We start from the raw sequence: 16863 nt of genomic DNA, 5'->3' as shown, positions 1-16863 counted from the left end.
TGGAGTAGGAAATGGCCAAACAGAGCATGAAAAACCGTGAGCTGAAGCGTCAGCAAACGGTAGCCAAGTACGCCAAGAAGCGTGCCGAGCTGAAAGCTACCATCGCCAATCCGAACACCAGTCCGGAAGCGCGCTGGGAAGCCCAGGTCGCCTTGCAGAAGCAGCCCCGTGACGCCAGCGCCTCGCGCCTGCGTAACCGCTGCCGCCTGACCGGTCGTCCGCATGGCGTGTATCGCAAGTTCGGCCTCGGTCGTAACATGCTGCGCCAGGCCGCCATGCGCGGTGACGTACCAGGTCTGGTCAAGGCCAGCTGGTAATCGAGCGCCGGATGAGCAGGCGGAGTTAACCAGATCCGCGCTTATTTGATCGCTTATTGAATCAAGCCCCTTTGGGGCTTGATTCGTTTATGAACAGTCTCTAGAATTGCCGGCTCGCCAGAGCCAGGGCTTTTGAATTGCCCCTCGGTTCTTGGTGACTAGTGAGCCGTAAGGCCGTTTTTCTTGTATTAGGAGCAACTAGCCCATGAGTATGCAGGACCCGTTAGCGGACATGCTAACTCGTATCCGTAATGCCCAGATGGCTGAGAAGACCGTCGTAAGCATGCCGTCTTCCACGCTGAAGGTGGCGGTAGCCAACGTTCTGAAGAGCGAGGGTTACATCACGGGTTTCCAGATCAGCAGCGATATCAAGCCGCAGCTGTCTATCGAGCTGAAGTACTTCGAAGGCCGTCCGGTCATCGAGGAGCTGAAGCGCGTCAGCCGTCCTGGCCTGCGCCAGTACAAATCCGTCGACCAGCTGCCGAAAGTTCGTGGCGGCCTGGGCGTTTCGATCGTCTCCACCAACAAAGGTGTGATGACTGATCGCGCTGCTCGCGCCGCTGGCGTTGGCGGCGAAGTGCTTTGCACTGTGTTTTAAGGGGGGGATAAGCATGTCTCGCGTTGCTAAGAACCCCGTCAAGCTGCCCGCTGGAGTTGAGATCAATCTCGCCGGTCAGCAGCTTTCGGTGAAGGGTGCCAAGGGCGCTCTCGAACTGAATGTGCATCCGTCCGTGGAAGTGCTACAGGAATCCGGTGAGCTGCGCTTCGCTGCTCGCAATGGCGACCTGCAGAACAAAGCCATGGCCGGTACCACCCGTGCGTTGGTCAACAACATGGTAATTGGCGTTAGCCAAGGCTTCGAGCGCAAGCTCCAGCTGGTTGGTGTTGGTTACAAGGCGCAAGCCAAAGGTCAAGTGCTGTCCCTGGCTCTCGGCTTCTCGCACCCGGTGGATTATGAGCTGCCGCAAGGCATCACCGCAGAAACCCCCAGCCAGACCGATATCCTGATCAAGGGTATCGACAAGCAACTGGTCGGTCAGGTGGCTGCCGAGATCCGCGACTTCCGTCCGCCAGAGCCTTACAAAGGCAAAGGCGTGCGTTACTCGGACGAAGTCGTCCGTCGTAAAGAAGCTAAGAAGAAGTAGGGCATAGCAAATGAGCGTAAAGAAAGAAACTCGTCTGCGTCGCGCTCGCAAGGCACGCCTGAAGATGCGCGAGCTGGAAACCGTACGCCTTTGTGTGTACCGCTCTTCCCAGCACATCTACGCCCAGGTCCTTTCGGCCGACGGCGGCAAGGTCCTGGCCAGCGCTTCGACCTTGGACAAAGAACTGCGTGACGCTGCCACCGGCAATGTCGACGCGGCCAAGAAGGTCGGTCTGTTGGTTGCCGAGCGTGCGAAAGCAGCTGGCGTCACCCAGGTAGCGTTCGATCGTTCTGGCTTCAAGTACCACGGCCGCGTCAAGGCGCTGGCTGATGCTGCTCGTGAAGGCGGGCTGGAGTTCTAAGTTATGGCAAATAACGAGCAAAGACGCGATCGCGATAATCGCGACGACAGTCGCGACGAAGGCTACGTCGAAAAACTGGTGCAGGTTAACCGCGTCGCCAAGACCGTGAAGGGTGGTCGTATCTTCACCTTCACCGCTCTGACCGTCGTTGGTGATGGCAAGGGTCGTGTCGGCTTCGGTCGTGGCAAGTCCCGTGAAGTGCCTGCTGCTATCCAGAAAGCGATGGAAGCTGCGCGTCGTAACATGATCCAAGTCGATCTGAACGGCACCACCCTGCAGTACGCGATCAAGTCCGCACATGGCGCCTCCAAGGTGTTCATGCAGCCGGCTTCTGAAGGTACCGGGATCATCGCCGGCGGCGCCATGCGTGCCGTGCTGGAAGTGGCTGGTGTGCAGAACGTTTTGGCCAAGTGCTATGGCTCGACAAACCCGGTGAACGTGGTTCATGCCACTTTCAAGGGTCTGAAGACCATGCAGTCCCCTTCGTCCATTGCTGCCAAGCGCGGCAAGAGCGTTGAGGAGATCTTCTGATCATGGCTACCGTAAAAGTTACGCTAATCAAAAGCATGACCGGCCGTATCCCCAACCACAAACTGTGCGTTAAGGGTCTGGGTCTGCGTCGCATCGGTCACACTGTAGAAGTCCTGGATACTCCCGAAAATCGCGGGATGATCAACAAGGCTTACTACATGCTGCGCGTCGAGGGTTAATCGATGAAACTCAATGATCTGAGTCCGGCGCCGGGTTCCCGTCGCGAAAAGCATCGTCCGGGCCGTGGTATCGGTAGTGGCTTGGGCAAGACCGGTGGCCGTGGCCACAAAGGTCAGACCTCCCGCTCCGGTGGCACCATCGCTCCTGGCTTTGAAGGTGGTCAACAGCCGCTGCATCGCCGTCTGCCGAAGTTCGGTTTCGTTTCGCTGAAAGCCATGGATCGCGCAGAGGTGCGTACCTCCGAGCTGGCCAAAGTAGAAGGCGATATCGTGACTCTGCAGTCGCTCAAGGATGCCAACGTGATCAACCAAAGCGTTCAGCGTGTGAAAATCATGCTGTCCGGTGACGTTACTCGCGCTGTCACCCTGAAAGGCATCGCCGCCACCAAAGGTGCGCGTGCGGCCATCGAAGCAGCTGGCGGCAAATTCGAGGACTAAATGGCTAAGCAAGGTGCTCTCTCTGCGCTCAGCAATGGCGGGTTGTCCGAACTCTGGGCTCGGCTGCGCTTCCTGTTCCTGGCGATCATCGTCTATCGGATAGGGGCGCACATCCCAGTGCCGGGTATCAATCCGGACCGGCTGGCGGATCTGTTTCGGCAGAATGAGGGGACCATTCTTAGCTTGTTCAACATGTTTTCCGGCGGCGCGCTGGAGCGGATGAGCATCTTTGCGTTGGGGATCATGCCGTACATCTCGGCATCGATCATCATGCAGCTGATGACCGCCGTAAGCCCGCAGCTGGAGCAGTTGAAGAAGGAAGGTGAGGCTGGTCGACGCAAGATCAGCCAATACACCCGTTATGGCGCTCTGGTGCTGGCGATTGTTCAGGCCATCGGCATGTCCGTTGGTCTTGCCAGTCAGGGCGTGGCGTTCTCGATCGATTTCGGCTTCTACTTCGTGGCTGTCTCAACCTTCGTGGCGGGGGCGATGTTCATGATGTGGCTGGGTGAGCAGATCACCGAGCGCGGCGTGGGTAACGGTATCTCGATGCTGATTTTCTCTGGCATCGTCGCCGGCCTGCCGCGTGCGATCGGGCAGTCCTTCGAGTCGGCCAGGCAGGGCGATATCAATATCATCGCGTTGCTGGCTGTCGGTTTGCTAGCGGTGGCGATCATCGGTTTCGTGGTGTTCATCGAGCGTGGTCAGCGTCGTATTGCAGTGCACTACGCGAAGCGTCAGCAGGGCCGCAAGGTCTTCGCTGCGCAGACCAGCCACTTACCGTTGAAAGTAAACATGGCGGGCGTTATTCCGGCCATTTTCGCCAGCAGTATCCTGCTGTTCCCGGCCTCGCTGGGGCAGTGGTTCGGCCAGTCCAGCAACATGAGCTGGTTGCAGGATATCTCGCAGGCGATCGCTCCTGGTCAGCCGTTGAACATTCTGCTGTTTAGTGCAGGGATTATCTTCTTCTGCTTCTTCTACACGGCATTGATGTTCAACCCGAAAGACGTAGCGGAAAACCTGAAGAAGTCCGGTGCCTTTATTCCGGGTATCCGTCCGGGTGAGCAGTCGGCGCGCTATATCGATGGCGTTCTGACCCGCTTGACCATGTTCGGTGCTCTGTACATGACGGCCGTGTGCCTGCTGCCCCAGTTCCTGGTGGTGGCTGCCAACGTACCGTTCTACCTTGGCGGGACTTCGTTGCTGATCGTTGTTGTGGTTGTCATGGACTTTATGGCCCAAGTGCAATCCCACCTCGTTTCGCACCAGTACGAATCCCTGATGAAGAAAGCCAACCTGAAGGGCTATGGCGGCGGAATGCTCCGCTGATACGTCCGTAAGGTTCGAGGAGTTGGTGATGAAAGTTCGTGCATCGGTGAAAAAGCTGTGCCGCAACTGCAAAATCATTCGTCGCGACGGTGTCGTGCGCGTGATCTGCAGCGCGGAGCCGCGTCACAAGCAGCGCCAAGGCTGAGTGACCTGAGCGTCGATAACCCGGCAGCTAGTGCGCTGCCGGGTTGCTTATTTGTTATTACAGCGCTAATATCTCGCGCCCTTTTCTTGGCTTCCGGGGCGTAGGTAGCTGTCAATTGGAGTTCCACTGAATGGCCCGTATTGCAGGCGTCAACATTCCAGATAACAAGCATACTGTTATCTCGCTGACCTACATCTACGGTGTTGGTCGCACCACGGCGCAAACCATTTGCGCCACCACCGGGGTCAACCCGGCGGCAAAGATCAAGGATCTGTCCGACGAGCAGATCGAACAGCTGCGTGGCGAAGTTGCAAAGCTCACCACTGAAGGTGACCTGCGCCGCGAAATCAACATGAACATCAAGCGTCTGATGGACCTGGGTTGCTATCGCGGCCTGCGTCACCGTCGCGGCTTGCCGGTTCGTGGTCAGCGTACCAAGACCAACGCCCGTACCCGCAAGGGTCCGCGTAAGCCGATCCGCAAGTAATTGCGCCCGCGAATCGACAGGAATTAAGTCATGGCTAAGCCAGCTGCTCGTCCTCGTAAAAAAGTCAAAAAGACAGTGGTTGATGGGATCGCCCACATCCACGCGTCTTTCAACAACACCATCGTTACCATCACTGACCGTCAGGGCAACGCGTTGTCCTGGGCTACTTCCGGGGGCTCGGGTTTCCGTGGCTCGCGTAAGAGCACTCCGTTCGCCGCCCAGGTGGCAGCAGAACGCGCAGGTCAAGCTGCTCTGGAATACGGTCTGAAAAACCTTGACGTCAACGTCAAAGGCCCTGGCCCTGGTCGTGAGTCCGCTGTGCGCGCACTCAATGGCTGCGGTTACAAAATCGCCAGCATCACCGACGTGACGCCCATCCCGCATAACGGATGCCGTCCGCCGAAGAAGCGTCGCGTGTAATAGGAGACAGTGAGAAATGGCTCGTTACATTGGTCCCAAATGCAAACTGTCCCGTCGCGAAGGCACTGATCTCTTCCTGAAGAGTGGTGCGCGCGCGCTTGAATCGAAATGCAATATCGAGCAACCGCCGGGCGTTCACGGCCAGCGCCGTGGTCGTCTGTCCGACTACGGTACCCAGCTGCGCGAGAAGCAGAAAGTTCGTCGTATCTACGGTGTACTTGAGCGTCAGTTCAGCGGTTACTACAAGGAAGCTGCCGGTCGTAAAGGCGCTACCGGTGAGAACCTCCTGCAACTGCTCGAGTGCCGTCTGGACAACGTCGTCTATCGCATGGGCTTCGGTTCCACCCGTTCCGAATCCCGCCAGTTGGTTTCGCACAAAGCGATCAGCATCAACGGTAAAACGGTAAACATCCCGTCCTTCCAGGTTCGCCCGGGTGACGTGGTAGCCGTTCGCGAGAAGTCGAAGAATCAGCTGCGTATCGTTCAAGCGCTCGATCTGTGCGCTCAGCGCGGTCGCGTCGAGTGGGTCGAAGTGGACACCGAGAAAAAGACTGGCGTATTCAAGAATGTGCCGGCTCGTAGTGATCTGTCCGCCGACATCAACGAAAACCTGATTGTCGAGCTCTACTCCAAGTAAGGGCTAGAAAATAGGTGTATCCATGCAGAGTTCGGTAAATGAGTTCCTGACCCCCCGCCATATCGATGTGCAGGTGGTCAGTTCGACCCGCGCCAAGATCACGCTCGAGCCTCTCGAGCGCGGTTTCGGCCATACCCTGGGCAACGCGCTGCGTCGCATCCTGTTGTCCTCCATGCCCGGCTGTGCAGTCGTCGAGGCCGAGATCGATGGCGTACTCCATGAGTACAGTGCCATCGAAGGTGTGCAGGAAGACGTAATTGAGATCCTGCTCAACCTGAAAGGCCTCGCGATCAAGCTGCACGGCCGTGACGAAGTCACGCTGAACCTGAGCAAGAAGGGTTCGGGCGCGGTCACTGCTTCCGATATTCAGCTGGATCACGATGTCGAGATCGTCAATGGCGACCATGTGATCGCCAACCTGGCGTCCAATGGCGCACTGAACATGAAGCTGAAAATCGCTCGTGGTCGCGGCTATGAGCCCGCCGACTCGCGCCAGAGCGATGAAGATGAAAGCCGCAGCATTGGTCGCTTGCAGCTCGACTCTTCGTTCAGCCCGGTTCGCCGTGTTGCCTACGTTGTCGAAAACGCTCGCGTCGAGCAGCGTACCAACCTGGACAAGCTCGTCATCGATCTGGAAACCAACGGTACCCTGGACCCTGAAGAGGCCATCCGTCGTGCCGCGACCATCCTGCAGCAGCAGCTGGCCGCGTTCGTGGACCTCAAGGGTGACAGCGAGCCTGTTGTTGTGGAGCAGGAAGACGAGATCGATCCGATCCTGCTGCGCCCGGTCGACGACCTGGAGCTGACCGTGCGTTCGGCCAACTGCCTCAAGGCGGAGAACATCTACTACATCGGTGATCTGATCCAGCGCACCGAAGTCGAGCTGTTGAAAACTCCGAACCTTGGCAAGAAGTCCCTGACCGAGATCAAGGACGTTCTGGCTTCCCGCGGTCTGTCCCTCGGTATGCGCCTCGATAACTGGCCGCCGGCAAGTCTGAAGAAGGACGACAAGGCTACTGCCTGATCGTCCGTAATCACCGAACCGAAAGTTTGGTAAGGAATTTCAATCATGCGTCATCGTAAAAGTGGCCGTCACCTGAGCCGCACCAGCGCCCACCGCAAGGCCATGTTCCAGAACATGGCGGTGTCGCTGTTCGAGCACGAACTGATCAAAACCACCCTGCCGAAAGCCAAGGAGCTGCGTCGCGTTGCCGAGCCGCTGATCACCCTGGCCAAGGAAGACAGCGTGGCAAACCGCCGCCTGGCCTTCGACCGTACTCGTTCGAAAGCCATCGTCGGTAAACTGTTCAACGATCTGGGCAAGCGCTACGCCAACCGTCAAGGTGGCTACCTGCGCATCCTCAAGTGCGGCTTCCGCGCCGGGGACAACGCTCCGATGGCCTATGTCGAGCTGGTGGATCGTCAGTCCGCCGGTGAAGCCGTAGCTGCCGAGTAAGCAGTAGCAGGATCGACTCGGCGAGCCGCAGTAGCGGTTCGCGGAGTTCAGGAAAACGCCCCGACTTGTCGGGGCGTTTTCTTTTGTGCGCAGAAACGCTTCTAGGCCGCTGCCGTCATCATTGTCTGAGTCTATTGGCTTCAGTCAGTCAATGAATTTGAGCCCGGCAGCGCCTCGTTTCATACTTCTCTCCAAGCCGAGTTGCGGCCTCTAAGACGCTTTAGACATGGAGATGAGCATGACCCAGAAGACCATTCTGACCACCGCCGGTGGCGTGCCGGTCGCCGACAACCAGAATTCGCGCTCTGCAGGTCCGCGTGGCCCGCTGCTGCTGGACGACTTCCATCTGGTCGAAAAGCTCGCCCACTTCAATCGCGAGGTGATCCCCGAGCGCCGCGTTCACGCCAAGGGCTCGGCGGCCTACGGCACCTTCAAGGTGACGCAGGATATCAGCCGCTACAGCAGCGCCAGGCTGTTCGATTCCGTCGGTAAGCAGACTCCAGTGTTCCTTCGCTTCTCCACCGTCGGTGGTGAGCGCGGCTCTGCCGACACCGAGCGAGATCCGCGCGGTTTCGCGCTGCGCTTCTATACCGAAGAGGGTAACTGGGACGTGGTCGGCAACAATACCCCGGTGTTCTTCATTCGCGACCCACTGAAATTTCCCGACTTCATCCATACCCAGAAACGTCTGGCGCAGAGCAACCTTAAGAGCCCCCAGGCGATGTGGGATTTCTGGTCGCTGTCGCCGGAGTCGCTGCATCAGGTCACCATCCTGTTCTCCGATCGGGGGATTCCGGACGGCTATCGCTTCATGCACGGTTTCGGCAGCCATACCTTCAGCCTGATCAACGCCGAGGGGCAGCGTCACTGGGTGAAGTGGCACTACAAGTCCCGGCAGGGCATCAAGAACCTCCATCCGAGCGAGGCCACGCGCCTGGCGGGTAGTGATCCCGATTACGCCCAGCGCGATCTGTTCGAGGCCATCGAGCGTGGCGAATTCCCAAAATGGCGGGTATGCATGCAGGTCATGAGCGAGGAGCAGGCGGCTACTCGGGCGGTGAATCCGTTCGACGTGACCAAGGTGTGGTCGCAAAAGGAGTTTCCACTGATCGAGGTGGGCGAGTTGGAGCTCAACCGCAACCCGGCGAACTACTTTGCCGAGGTCGAGCAGGTCGCCCTCGCTCCGAGCAATGTGGTGCCTGGCGTCGGATTGTCGCCCGATCGGATGTTACAAGGGCGCGTGTTCGCCTATGCCGATGCGCAGCGTCACCGGGTGGGCACCAACTATCAGCAGTTGCCAGTGAACGCGCCTTTGAGCGGCTACAGCAACTACCAGCGCGATGGCGCCATGCGTTTCGATGGCAATGGCGGCGCGCGGCCCAACTACGAGCCCAACAGCTACAGCCAGGCGCCCAAGCAGGCTCCCGAGTATCGCGAGCCGGCGCTGGCGCTCTCCGGCGCGGCCGACCGTTACGATCACCGCACTGATGACGATTACTTCAGTCAGGCTGGCGATCTGTTCCGTCTGATGGATGCCGAGCAGAAAGCGCTGTTGATCGGCAACATCGTAGGCGCCATGGGCTCGGTCAGCCGCGAGGTGCAGCTACGCCAGATCGCGCACTTCCTGCGGGCCGATCCCGCTTACGGGGCAGGCGTGGCGGCCGGGCTCGGTGTCGATCTCAACCAGGTGATATGATCCCGCGCTCGGTTCCAGAGGCCGCCTGCAGCGATGCAGGCGGCTTTTTTTATTTCAGCATGACTCCAGCACCGAACTTCGCTGGACTACGCCACAGCCCCTTGTGGCAGGTTTATCAAGAACTTACGTGAGTTCATCCTATGCCGGTGCTTTCCGAAACTTGACCCGGCTTCCGTCCGCTTGGCTCCCAAGAGGCTCCTGGAAACGGGTCTTCCAAAGGAGTCAGCTATGGCCAAGATCAAACTCACCAAGTCCGCAGTCGATGCGGCACAACCCCAGGCGCAGCCCATTGAGCTGCGCGACACCCTCGTTCCCGGCTTCCTGTGCAAGATTACACCAGCCGGTCGCAAGGTCTTCATGCTCCAGTATCGGACGAACGCCGGTGAGCGCCGCAAGCCCGCGCTGGGCCAGTACGGCGAACTGACCGTCGAGCAGGCTCGCTCGCTGGCGCAGGAATGGCTGGCTCAGGTACGCCGGGGCGGCGATCCGGCAGCGGACAAGGCCGAAGCGCGCAAGGCGCCGACGGTCAAGGAGCTGTGCGTGAAGTTCATGGAGGACTACTCCAAACAGCGCAACAAGCCCAGCACGCAGAAAGGCTACCAGAGCGTCATCGACCGCAACATCATCCCGATGATCGGCCGACTGAAAGTCCGTGACGTGAAGCGCCCGGACATCGCCGGGATGATGAAGAAGATGGCCCACAAGCCAGCCGACGCGAACCGCACGTTCGGCGTCATGCGCCGGATGTTCAACCTGGCCGAAGTGTGGGGCTACCGTTCCGACGGCACGAACCCATGCCGCCATGTCCCGATGTATCCCAACGGCAAAGCCACTCACCTCATCAGCGACGAGGACATGGGGCGAATCTTCCGCCAACTCGACAAGCTGGAGGCGGAGGGACTGGAGAACTACGTCATTCCCCTGGCGATCCGCTTGCAGTTCGAGTTCGCCGGCCGCCGCTCCGAAATCGTCGGCCTGCAATGGGATTGGGTCGATCTGGAGAACCGGCGGGTGGTCTGGCCTGACAGTAAGACCGGCGGCATGTCGAAGCCCTTGAGCGAGGAAGCCCACCGGCTGCTTTCGACAGCACCGCGACAGGAAGGCTGCTCCCACGTCCTGCCGTCACCGAGCCATCCAGGGCAGCACCTGACCACGGGCGAGTATTACAACGGCTGGAGCCGCGTCCTCAAGGCGGCGGGTGCGACGCATGTGGGGACGCATGGCATTCGCCACCGCTCGGCCACCGACATCGCCAACTCCGGTATCCCGGTCAAGGTCGGCATGGCGCTCACCGCGCACAAGACCGTGGCGATGTTCATGCGCTACGTCCACACCGAGGATGACCCGGTGCGCCAGGCGGCCGAACTGGTGGCGAACCGGCGCAAGACCATCACCGGGGCGCGACGTGCCGAGGAGGCAGCGGCATGAGCAAGAAGACGCTTCCGGCGGCGGGGAAAAGCCCCGCCGCCTTGCCGGCCGGCTATGCCGGCATCCACGGCGGTATCGTCGAATTGCTCGACGCTGCACGCCAGGCGGCGGCCCGCAGTGTCAATGCGCTGATGACGGCCAGCTACTGGGAAATCGGCCGCCGCATCGTGGAGGCCGAGCAACAGGGCAAGCGGCGCGCGGGCTACGGCGAGCGGTTGATTGCCCGGCTGTCCGCCGACCTGACCACGCGCTTCGGGCGTGGGTTCAGCGCGGACAATCTGGAGAACATGCGCCGGTTCTTCCTCGCGTACCCCTGGTCTGCAATTTCCGAGACACTGTCTCGGAAATCTGGCAACGAGCTGGCTGCGGCGAAATCCGAGGCAGTGTCTCGGAAATTAGCCCTCTCCGAACTGGCGCAGGTGTTCACGCTGCCGTGGTCGGCCTACGTCCGGCTGCTGTCGGTCAAGGACGATCACGCCCGCCGCTTCTACGAAGCCGAGGCCCTGCGCGGCGGGTGGAGCGTGCGCCAGCTCGACCGGCAGATCGGCAGCCAGTTCTACGAGCGCACCGCGCTGTCCAAGGACAAGGCGGCGATGCTGGCCAAGGGCGCGGTGCCCAAGCCAGCGGATGCGGTCACGCCCGACGACGCGATCAAAGACCCCTATGTGCTGGAGTTTCTGGACCTCAAGGACGAGTATTCGGAATCCGATCTTGAACAAGCCTTGATCCGGCGGCTGGAGGATTTTCTGCTGGAGCTGGGCGAAGGGTTCACCTTCGTGGGGCGGCAGCGCCGGCTGCGCATCGACCAGACCTGGTATCGGGTGGACCTGCTGTTCTTCCATCGCAAGCTGCGCTGCCTGGTCATCATCGACTTGAAGCTGGGCAGCCTGACCCACGCGGACGTGGGCCAGATGCACATGTACTGCAACTATGCCAAGGAGCACTGGGCGTACCCCGACGAGAATCCGCCCGTGGGCCTGATCCTCTGCGCCGACAAGGGCCACGCGCTGGCGCGGTACGCCCTGGAGGGGTTGCCCACCAAGGTCATGGCGGCCAACTACCGAACCGTGCTGCCGAATGCCGAGTTGCTGCAACAAGAGCTTGAGCGCACGCGGCTCATACTGGAGCTTCGCGGCACGACTCGTCCTTGAGCGTGAGCGTTCTTACAGACGGATACCGCCGGACTTCGGCGTTGCGAATTGCTCAGGTTCTTCGCCGAGCGGGAAGCCGACTACGTACAGCACCGTGACGGGCATCGGCTTGGTGCCCGCTGCATCTGAGCCCCACGTCACCTGCACCTTGCGCGTGGCGTAGCGCAGCGAGACCCCAAGCGCTTTGAGTGCGTCGATGTGGGACTGCATTTCGTCGTACACATCGAACTTCTGCGTTTCGCTGTAGGCATCGGCGCAATCCCGGTAGTCCCGGAGGTAGTCCACCAGCATGGCGAATGTTTCGTCTGCCTCGCGGGTCAGCTCGAAAGCCGGTTCCGACAAGTCCATCGAGCAGGTTTCCGCCAGCTTGGCCAACTGCTTGCCCGTGGTCAGCGGAATTGCTGTCAGGGTGACGTGCTCCCGGTCGAACTTTTCCTTTGCCGCCTTGGCTTCTTCCTCGGACGGAATGGCGAACGGCTTGTTGAGCGCGTCTATGTCTTCGAAATCGAAGGCTCGGGCAAGAGCACGGCGGGTATCGAGGCTCGCGGACAAACCTTGTTCGACTCGCTGGATCGTTCGCACGTTGAGGCCGGAAATCGCGGACAACTGCTCCTGCGACCACTGGCGCATTTCGCGGAACAGCTTGATGAAAGCGGCCAGTTCAGCGGGCGTCAGCAGGCGGGGTTGTTGGGCATGTTCTGTAGCGTTCATGGGTGGCTCCATCGTTTTCAGCAGACGTGACGAAGTATGGGGAGCCAGGGACAAGGACAACACGACAGCAACACGACAGTCGGCCGACAGACAACTATAAATGCCGCATGGGGTTCACTCCACAAGGATATTCAGGGGATGAATCCGTGCGTCCCGGCGTACCGCCGTCGGGCTCGCGGGCTGCGCCCCGCGCTTCGTGCCGAATCGCGGCCATCCGGCTTTGATCCCTGACGCCTTCGGCCCTTGAGGGCCTGCGCGCTCCGCTTGCCGAAAGCCGGGTGTGTGCAGTGGGCGGGGGTGGGCGGTCTTGCTGTTCCCTTCACCGTATCACGGCGTTCTCGCCGTCAAGGGCTGCGCGTGCTTTGCACGCTGGCGGACGTGGCCGTCTTCGACCCTGTGACAGCTTGCGCTGCGCCGTGCTGGCGCCGGTTCCGGGCAATTCCGCCCGAGCAACCGGAGCACGATCATGTCGCAACTCTCTATCGCTTTCGATTCCTCGCTGCTGGTGCGTGACGACCAGGGGCGCTACATGCAGGCCACCGCTGACCAGATTCTGGAGGCGGCCCGCCAGGTCATCGACCAGAAGATCCCGCGCGGTGCGCTGTTCACGTCGCCGGAGCTGGTCAAGGACTACCTGCGCACCAAGCTGGCCGGCTTCGAGCATGAAGTCTTCGCGGCGCTGTTCCTCGACACCAAGCATCGGCTGATCGAGTACATCGAGCTGTTTCGCGGCACCATCGACAGTGCGTCGGTGTACCCGCGCGAAGTTGTTAAGGCGGCGCTGCGGGTCAATGCGGCGGCGGCGGTCTTCTCGCACAACCACCCCAGCGGTAACCCCGAGCCGAGCCATGCCGACAAGGTACTGACCCAGCGGCTCAGGGAGGCGCTGGCCATCGTGGAGATTCGCACGCTGGATCACATCGTCGTCGGCAGCGAGGGCACGGTGTCCTTCGCCGAACAGGGTCTGCTGTGATCGAGGGGCTTCGGCCCCTTTTTGCTGCGCCTTGTGACGAACCCTCCGGCCCTTGCGGGCCTGCGCGCTGCGCTTGCCTGTCCGTGCCTTCGTTGGAGGTGGGAAGGCGGTCTTGCTGTTCCCTTCACCGTATCACGGCGTTCTCGCCGTCAAGGGCGGCGCGCGCCTTGCGCGCTGGCGTCCTGGCGGCCGTCTGCGACCCCTGACTGCTTGCGCTGCGCCGTGCTGGCGACGGTTCCGGGCAATTCCGCCCGAGTAACCGGAGATCGTCATCATGAACGACAAATCGCATGTTTCCATGGAACGCCGCGTCTGCCTGGTCTGCGGCACCGCTTACGACACCGGCAGCATCCTGCTCGACAAGCGCTTGCGCGCGAGCATGGAGCGCTACACGACGACAGGCTGGGACCTGTGCGCCGAACACCAGAAGCTGTCCGATGACGGCTTTGTCGCCCTGGTCGAATGCGATCCCGAGCGCAGCGGTTCGCCGGCGGGCGGCGGTTGCGTGAAGCCGGAGCAGGCTTACCGGACGGGCCGGCTGGCGCACCTGAAGCGCAAGGTGTTCACCGAGCTGTTCAACGTGCCGATCACGGCTGAGCAGCCGTGCGTATTCGTCGAACCCGGCGTGATCGAACAGTTGCAGGCGATGGTGTCGCCGGCGGCGAGCTGATCGCACGGCCAACATCCGGTGCGTCGCGCTGCTGGGCGGCGCACCTTTTTTTCTGCTGCGCCTGGTGTCGAATCCTTCGGCCCTGCGGGCCTGCGCGCTGCGCTTGCACTCCAGGGGAACGGCTTGCAGCCGATCCCCGCCGCGCGTTGCTTGGCGCCCCTGACAGCCGCCGAACAGGTTGCACCTGATCGGCCTTCGCGCCTGCGGCGCTGCGCGCTTCGCTTGCGTAGGGGCGGCGCCATCTGCGGCCGTTGCCACAAGCGCCGTCTTCCCTCGCTCATCACCTCATCCGCGACTGTAGCCCGCGCCCGTGTGCCGTCAAGGCGCGCCGGGCCGTGTCCTCGCTGCGCTGCGGGCCGCACCAACCCGGCGCTCGCTTCCTTGACTGCCCCCGGCCACGGACTCCCTTTCGTCGCGGGCGATGAACTCAGGAAAGACGGTGGCAACGAGGCCGGCCCAGGTCTCCGCGCCGACCCCACCGGAAAGCCGAAAGGCGGGCTCCGAATCTAGGAATCCGGTGTGCGGTTTCAACAGCAAACCCTTATGTCAGGAGTAACACCATGAACGCGATTACCCAAACCGAAACCCTCGCCATCCACACCGCCAGCGCGCTGGAAGTGGCCGACCCGGCCAAGAATCTGATTCTTGTCCCGCTGTCGCAGTTGCTGCCGCGCCAGTCCAAGCGCAACGTGCGCAAGACCCCGCGCATGTCCATCCCCGAACTGGCCGCCAGCGTCGCGCGCGTCGGCTTGCTGCAAAACCTTGTCGTCATCCTCGCCGCCGATGGCGAGCATTACGAAGTCGTCGCCGGAGGTCGCAGGCTGGCCGCCTTGAAGCTGCTGGCGAAGAAGAAGCGCATCGCCAAGGACTGGAACGTGCCGTGCCTGCTGGTGGCGGACGGCAGCGCCCGCACCGCGAGCCTCACCGAGAACGTGCAGCGCGAGGCCATGCATCCCGCCGACCAGTTCGAGGCGTTCGCAGCGCTGGTCGCCGAAGGCCGCCCCATTGAGGACATTGCCGCCGATTTCAGCGTCACCCCGCTGGTGGTGCAGCGCCGCCTGAAACTCGCCAACGTCTCGCCGCGCCTGATGACCGACTACCGCGCCGGTGCCGTCACGCTGGAACAGTTGATGGCCCTTGCCATCACCGACGACCACGCCGCGCAGGAAGCCGCGTTCTACGGCGCGCCGCAGTGGCAGCGCAGCCCGTCCGCGCTGCGCGAGCACTTGACCGAACGCGAAATCGACGCACAGCACCCGCTGGCCCGCTTCGTCGGGCTGGACGCCTACACGGCGGCGGGCGGCAGCACCCGCCGCGATCTGTTTGCCGAGGACGACAGCGGCATCTACCTGAACGACGCCGCGCTGCTGGAACGGCTGGTGCGCGACAAGCTGGACGCGCAGGCCGGGGACGTGCGCGCCGAGGGTTGGGCATGGGTGGAGGCCGTGCCGCACCTGAGCCACGCCGACCGGCAGGCATTCCAGAACGCCCCGCGCCAGCGGCGCGAGCCGAACGCCCGCGAGGCCAAGCGCATCGCCTCGCTGCAAGCGCGCATCGACAAGGCCGACGCCGCGCTGGAAGACGCCTACGAGGCCGAGGCCGAGGACAAGGCCGAAGCCCTGCACGAACAGCGCGAACGGTTGGCGGACGAACTGGACACCGTGCAGGCCGGTTTGCTGCGCTACGCCCCGGACGTGCTCGCGGTAGCCGGTGCCATCGTCACCATCGACCGCGACGGCGCGGCCGTGATTCATCGCGGCCTGCTGCGCGAGGCCGAGGCCAAGGCGCTGCGCACGCTGGAAAAGCTGCGCCAAGGCTTCACCGGCGCGGAAGGCGAACACGACGACGAAGGCGAGGATGCCGAGCCACCCAAGGCCGCCAACCTGTCCGACCGGCTGGCGCAGCGCCTGAGCGCGCACCGTACCGCCGCGCTGCAAATCGAAGTCGCCCGGCATCCGCAGATGGCGCTGGCCGCGCTGGTGCATGGCATGGTGCAAACCGTCTTGCAGGACAGCCACTACGGCCACGACCTGCCGCTGGGCGTGAGCCTGAAAGTGCAAGACCGGCTGGAAGGCATGGCCCCCGACTGGCCGGAGTCGTCCGCCGCCGTCGCCCTGCGCGAACTGCAACAGGCATGGGGCGAACGGCTGCCGCAGGACAGCGCCGAACTGTTCGCCGCGCTGCTGGCGATGGAGCAAGGCGAGCTGGTGCGATTGCTGGCCGTGTGCGTGGCCGCCAGCGTGGACGTGGTAACGCCCCGCGCCACGTCGCACCAGCCCGGCGCGGAACTGGCGCGAGCGGTCGGGCTGGACATGGCCGCATGGTGGCAGCCGAGCGCCGAAGGCTACTTCAACCACATCCCCAAGGCCGCGATTCTGGATGCCGTGCAGCAGTTCGCACCGTTGCACGTCACCCGGCTGGCGAAGCTCAAGAAGGCCGACATTGCCAGCGAGGCCGAACGGCTGGCCGATGGCACCGGCTGGATGCCCGCCGTGTTCAAGGCCGAGGACGAGGCGGTGCAGGCAGGTGCGCAGGAAGAAGCGCAGGAAGCTGACGCAGAGGCCGACGCCGAAACGGAGGAAGTGGTAGAAGCGGAAACGCTGGCGGCATGAGGTAGCCATGCGAAACATGGCCCCGGCGCAGGCCGCGCCGGGGCCTTTTGCCGTGGTGGCAAAAACCGGGCACGGCGTGCCCGCCGCGCCCGGTTTCAACGGCCAAAAGCAAAACCGCCACGCCGCCGCCGGGGGGGCGGGGGGGGGGGGGCGGGGGGCCCCCGCCCGGGGGGGGGG

The 16863-nt window shown here is 62.1% G+C and carries 21 protein-coding genes; 20 read left to right on the top strand and 1 reads right to left on the bottom strand.

The genetic code is table 11. The annotated features are described in order from the left end of the window. The first annotated feature begins 11 nt into the window (after nt 1-11). From rpsN to QMX85_RS16555, 17 genes are all read left to right on the top strand, one after another. Entirely contained in the window at nt 12-317 is a 306-nt protein-coding gene (rpsN, locus tag QMX85_RS16635; protein WP_090225251.1) for a 30S ribosomal protein S14, read from the top strand. Between the two features lie 205 nt (nt 318-522). Further along, nucleotides 523-915 carry a 30S ribosomal protein S8 gene (gene rpsH, locus QMX85_RS16630; protein ID WP_090225255.1) on the top strand — a complete coding sequence of 131 codons (393 nt, stop codon included), beginning with the start codon at nt 523-525 and terminating at the stop codon, nt 913-915. A 13-nt stretch (nt 916-928) separates the two neighbouring features. Further along, the gene (gene rplF / locus QMX85_RS16625) at nt 929-1462 is read left to right on the top strand and encodes a 50S ribosomal protein L6 (RefSeq protein WP_090225257.1); all 534 of its coding nucleotides are present in this window, start codon (nt 929-931) and stop codon (nt 1460-1462) included. A 10-nt stretch (nt 1463-1472) separates the two neighbouring features. Further along, complete coding sequence (rplR, locus tag QMX85_RS16620; protein ID WP_090225259.1) at nt 1473-1823, top strand: 50S ribosomal protein L18; 351 nt, start codon at nt 1473-1475, stop codon at nt 1821-1823. A 3-nt stretch (nt 1824-1826) separates the two neighbouring features. Then, nucleotides 1827-2354: a 30S ribosomal protein S5 gene (gene rpsE, locus QMX85_RS16615; RefSeq protein ID WP_090225260.1), complete on the top strand. Its 528-nt coding sequence runs from the start codon at nt 1827-1829 to the stop codon at nt 2352-2354. Between the two features lie 2 nt (nt 2355-2356). Next, a complete protein-coding gene (gene rpmD / locus QMX85_RS16610) occupies nt 2357-2533 on the top strand; it encodes a 50S ribosomal protein L30 (protein ID WP_003186033.1) in 177 nt (58 codons plus the stop codon). Nucleotides 2534-2536: 3 nt separating this feature from the next. Then, nucleotides 2537-2971, top strand: a complete 435-nt coding sequence (gene rplO / locus QMX85_RS16605; RefSeq protein ID WP_273230250.1) for a 50S ribosomal protein L15 — start codon at nt 2537-2539, stop codon at nt 2969-2971. Beyond that, nucleotides 2972-4300 (top strand): preprotein translocase subunit SecY, encoded by a 1329-nt coding sequence (gene secY, locus QMX85_RS16600; RefSeq protein ID WP_090225263.1) that lies wholly within the window; start codon nt 2972-2974, stop codon nt 4298-4300. 28 nt (nt 4301-4328) lie between these two features. After that, nucleotides 4329-4445, top strand: coding sequence for a 50S ribosomal protein L36 (gene rpmJ, locus QMX85_RS16595; protein ID WP_003281814.1), 117 nt, complete (start codon nt 4329-4331; stop codon nt 4443-4445). Between the two features lie 130 nt (nt 4446-4575). Beyond that, nucleotides 4576-4932, top strand: a complete 357-nt coding sequence (rpsM, locus tag QMX85_RS16590; RefSeq protein WP_090225265.1) for a 30S ribosomal protein S13 — start codon at nt 4576-4578, stop codon at nt 4930-4932. Between the two features lie 30 nt (nt 4933-4962). Further along, entirely contained in the window at nt 4963-5352 is a 390-nt protein-coding gene (gene rpsK / locus QMX85_RS16585; RefSeq protein WP_002555466.1) for a 30S ribosomal protein S11, read from the top strand. A 16-nt stretch (nt 5353-5368) separates the two neighbouring features. Next, the gene (gene rpsD / locus QMX85_RS16580) at nt 5369-5989 is read left to right on the top strand and encodes a 30S ribosomal protein S4 (protein ID WP_090225267.1); all 621 of its coding nucleotides are present in this window, start codon (nt 5369-5371) and stop codon (nt 5987-5989) included. A 22-nt stretch (nt 5990-6011) separates the two neighbouring features. Continuing rightward, the gene (rpoA, locus tag QMX85_RS16575) at nt 6012-7013 is read left to right on the top strand and encodes a DNA-directed RNA polymerase subunit alpha (RefSeq protein WP_282342639.1); all 1002 of its coding nucleotides are present in this window, start codon (nt 6012-6014) and stop codon (nt 7011-7013) included. A gap of 45 nt (nt 7014-7058) precedes the next feature. Continuing rightward, entirely contained in the window at nt 7059-7445 is a 387-nt protein-coding gene (gene rplQ / locus QMX85_RS16570; protein ID WP_090225270.1) for a 50S ribosomal protein L17, read from the top strand. A 238-nt stretch (nt 7446-7683) separates the two neighbouring features. Continuing rightward, nucleotides 7684-9141 (top strand): catalase, encoded by a 1458-nt coding sequence (locus QMX85_RS16565; RefSeq protein ID WP_282342635.1) that lies wholly within the window; start codon nt 7684-7686, stop codon nt 9139-9141. A 228-nt stretch (nt 9142-9369) separates the two neighbouring features. Beyond that, nucleotides 9370-10569: a site-specific integrase gene (locus QMX85_RS16560; protein WP_031643469.1), complete on the top strand. Its 1200-nt coding sequence runs from the start codon at nt 9370-9372 to the stop codon at nt 10567-10569. Then, entirely contained in the window at nt 10566-11720 is a 1155-nt protein-coding gene (locus tag QMX85_RS16555; RefSeq protein ID WP_031643467.1) for a PDDEXK nuclease domain-containing protein, read from the top strand. The genes QMX85_RS16560 and QMX85_RS16555 overlap by 4 nt, the downstream gene beginning before the upstream one ends. Before the next feature lie 12 nt (nt 11721-11732). Here QMX85_RS16555 and QMX85_RS16550 read toward each other — a convergent pair whose 3' ends face one another. Next, nucleotides 11733-12431 carry a helix-turn-helix transcriptional regulator gene (locus QMX85_RS16550; protein WP_031643465.1) on the bottom strand — a complete coding sequence of 233 codons (699 nt, stop codon included), beginning with the start codon at nt 12429-12431 and terminating at the stop codon, nt 11733-11735. 466 nt (nt 12432-12897) lie between these two features. Here QMX85_RS16550 and radC point away from each other — a divergent pair, with 466 nt between their 5' ends. The 3 genes from radC to QMX85_RS16535 all read left to right on the top strand — a co-directional run bounded on the left by radC (nt 12898) and on the right by QMX85_RS16535 (nt 16686). After that, entirely contained in the window at nt 12898-13404 is a 507-nt protein-coding gene (radC, locus tag QMX85_RS16545) for a DNA repair protein RadC (protein ID WP_031643464.1), read from the top strand. Nucleotides 13405-13678: 274 nt separating this feature from the next. After that, nucleotides 13679-14074: a hypothetical protein gene (locus QMX85_RS16540; RefSeq protein ID WP_031643463.1), complete on the top strand. Its 396-nt coding sequence runs from the start codon at nt 13679-13681 to the stop codon at nt 14072-14074. Between the two features lie 560 nt (nt 14075-14634). Next, nucleotides 14635-16686: a ParB/RepB/Spo0J family partition protein gene (locus tag QMX85_RS16535; RefSeq protein WP_031643461.1), complete on the top strand. Its 2052-nt coding sequence runs from the start codon at nt 14635-14637 to the stop codon at nt 16684-16686. Nucleotides 16687-16863: the final 177 nt, after the last annotated feature.

It is taken from the genome of Pseudomonas sp. PS02288 (genome assembly GCF_029959715.1).
Lineage (GTDB): Bacteria > Pseudomonadota > Gammaproteobacteria > Pseudomonadales > Pseudomonadaceae > Pseudomonas_O > Pseudomonas_O kuykendallii.
The sequence above is the reverse complement of the archived record's forward strand: the minus strand, read 5'-3'. Positions and strand labels throughout refer to the sequence as shown.

Bases quoted from the DNA above. Each gene is read 5' to 3' on its own strand.
- rpsN (WP_090225251.1), top strand. From the start codon at position 12: ATGGCCAAACAGAGCATGAAAAACCGTGAGCTGAAGCGTCAGCAAACG.
- rpsH (WP_090225255.1), top strand. From the start codon at position 523: ATGAGTATGCAGGACCCGTTAGCGGACATGCTAACTCGTATCCGTAAT.
- rplF (WP_090225257.1), top strand. From the start codon at position 929: ATGTCTCGCGTTGCTAAGAACCCCGTCAAGCTGCCCGCTGGAGTTGAG.
- rplR (WP_090225259.1), top strand. From the start codon at position 1,473: ATGAGCGTAAAGAAAGAAACTCGTCTGCGTCGCGCTCGCAAGGCACGC.
- rpsE (WP_090225260.1), top strand. From the start codon at position 1,827: ATGGCAAATAACGAGCAAAGACGCGATCGCGATAATCGCGACGACAGT.
- rpmD (WP_003186033.1), top strand. From the start codon at position 2,357: ATGGCTACCGTAAAAGTTACGCTAATCAAAAGCATGACCGGCCGTATC.
- rplO (WP_273230250.1), top strand. From the start codon at position 2,537: ATGAAACTCAATGATCTGAGTCCGGCGCCGGGTTCCCGTCGCGAAAAG.
- secY (WP_090225263.1), top strand. From the start codon at position 2,972: ATGGCTAAGCAAGGTGCTCTCTCTGCGCTCAGCAATGGCGGGTTGTCC.
- rpmJ (WP_003281814.1), top strand. From the start codon at position 4,329: ATGAAAGTTCGTGCATCGGTGAAAAAGCTGTGCCGCAACTGCAAAATC.
- rpsM (WP_090225265.1), top strand. From the start codon at position 4,576: ATGGCCCGTATTGCAGGCGTCAACATTCCAGATAACAAGCATACTGTT.
- rpsK (WP_002555466.1), top strand. From the start codon at position 4,963: ATGGCTAAGCCAGCTGCTCGTCCTCGTAAAAAAGTCAAAAAGACAGTG.
- rpsD (WP_090225267.1), top strand. From the start codon at position 5,369: ATGGCTCGTTACATTGGTCCCAAATGCAAACTGTCCCGTCGCGAAGGC.
- rpoA (WP_282342639.1), top strand. From the start codon at position 6,012: ATGCAGAGTTCGGTAAATGAGTTCCTGACCCCCCGCCATATCGATGTG.
- rplQ (WP_090225270.1), top strand. From the start codon at position 7,059: ATGCGTCATCGTAAAAGTGGCCGTCACCTGAGCCGCACCAGCGCCCAC.
- QMX85_RS16565 (WP_282342635.1), top strand. From the start codon at position 7,684: ATGACCCAGAAGACCATTCTGACCACCGCCGGTGGCGTGCCGGTCGCC.
- QMX85_RS16560 (WP_031643469.1), top strand. From the start codon at position 9,370: ATGGCCAAGATCAAACTCACCAAGTCCGCAGTCGATGCGGCACAACCC.
- QMX85_RS16555 (WP_031643467.1), top strand. From the start codon at position 10,566: ATGAGCAAGAAGACGCTTCCGGCGGCGGGGAAAAGCCCCGCCGCCTTG.
- QMX85_RS16550 (WP_031643465.1), bottom strand. From the start codon at position 12,431: ATGAACGCTACAGAACATGCCCAACAACCCCGCCTGCTGACGCCCGCT.
- radC (WP_031643464.1), top strand. From the start codon at position 12,898: ATGTCGCAACTCTCTATCGCTTTCGATTCCTCGCTGCTGGTGCGTGAC.
- QMX85_RS16540 (WP_031643463.1), top strand. From the start codon at position 13,679: ATGAACGACAAATCGCATGTTTCCATGGAACGCCGCGTCTGCCTGGTC.
- QMX85_RS16535 (WP_031643461.1), top strand. From the start codon at position 14,635: ATGAACGCGATTACCCAAACCGAAACCCTCGCCATCCACACCGCCAGC.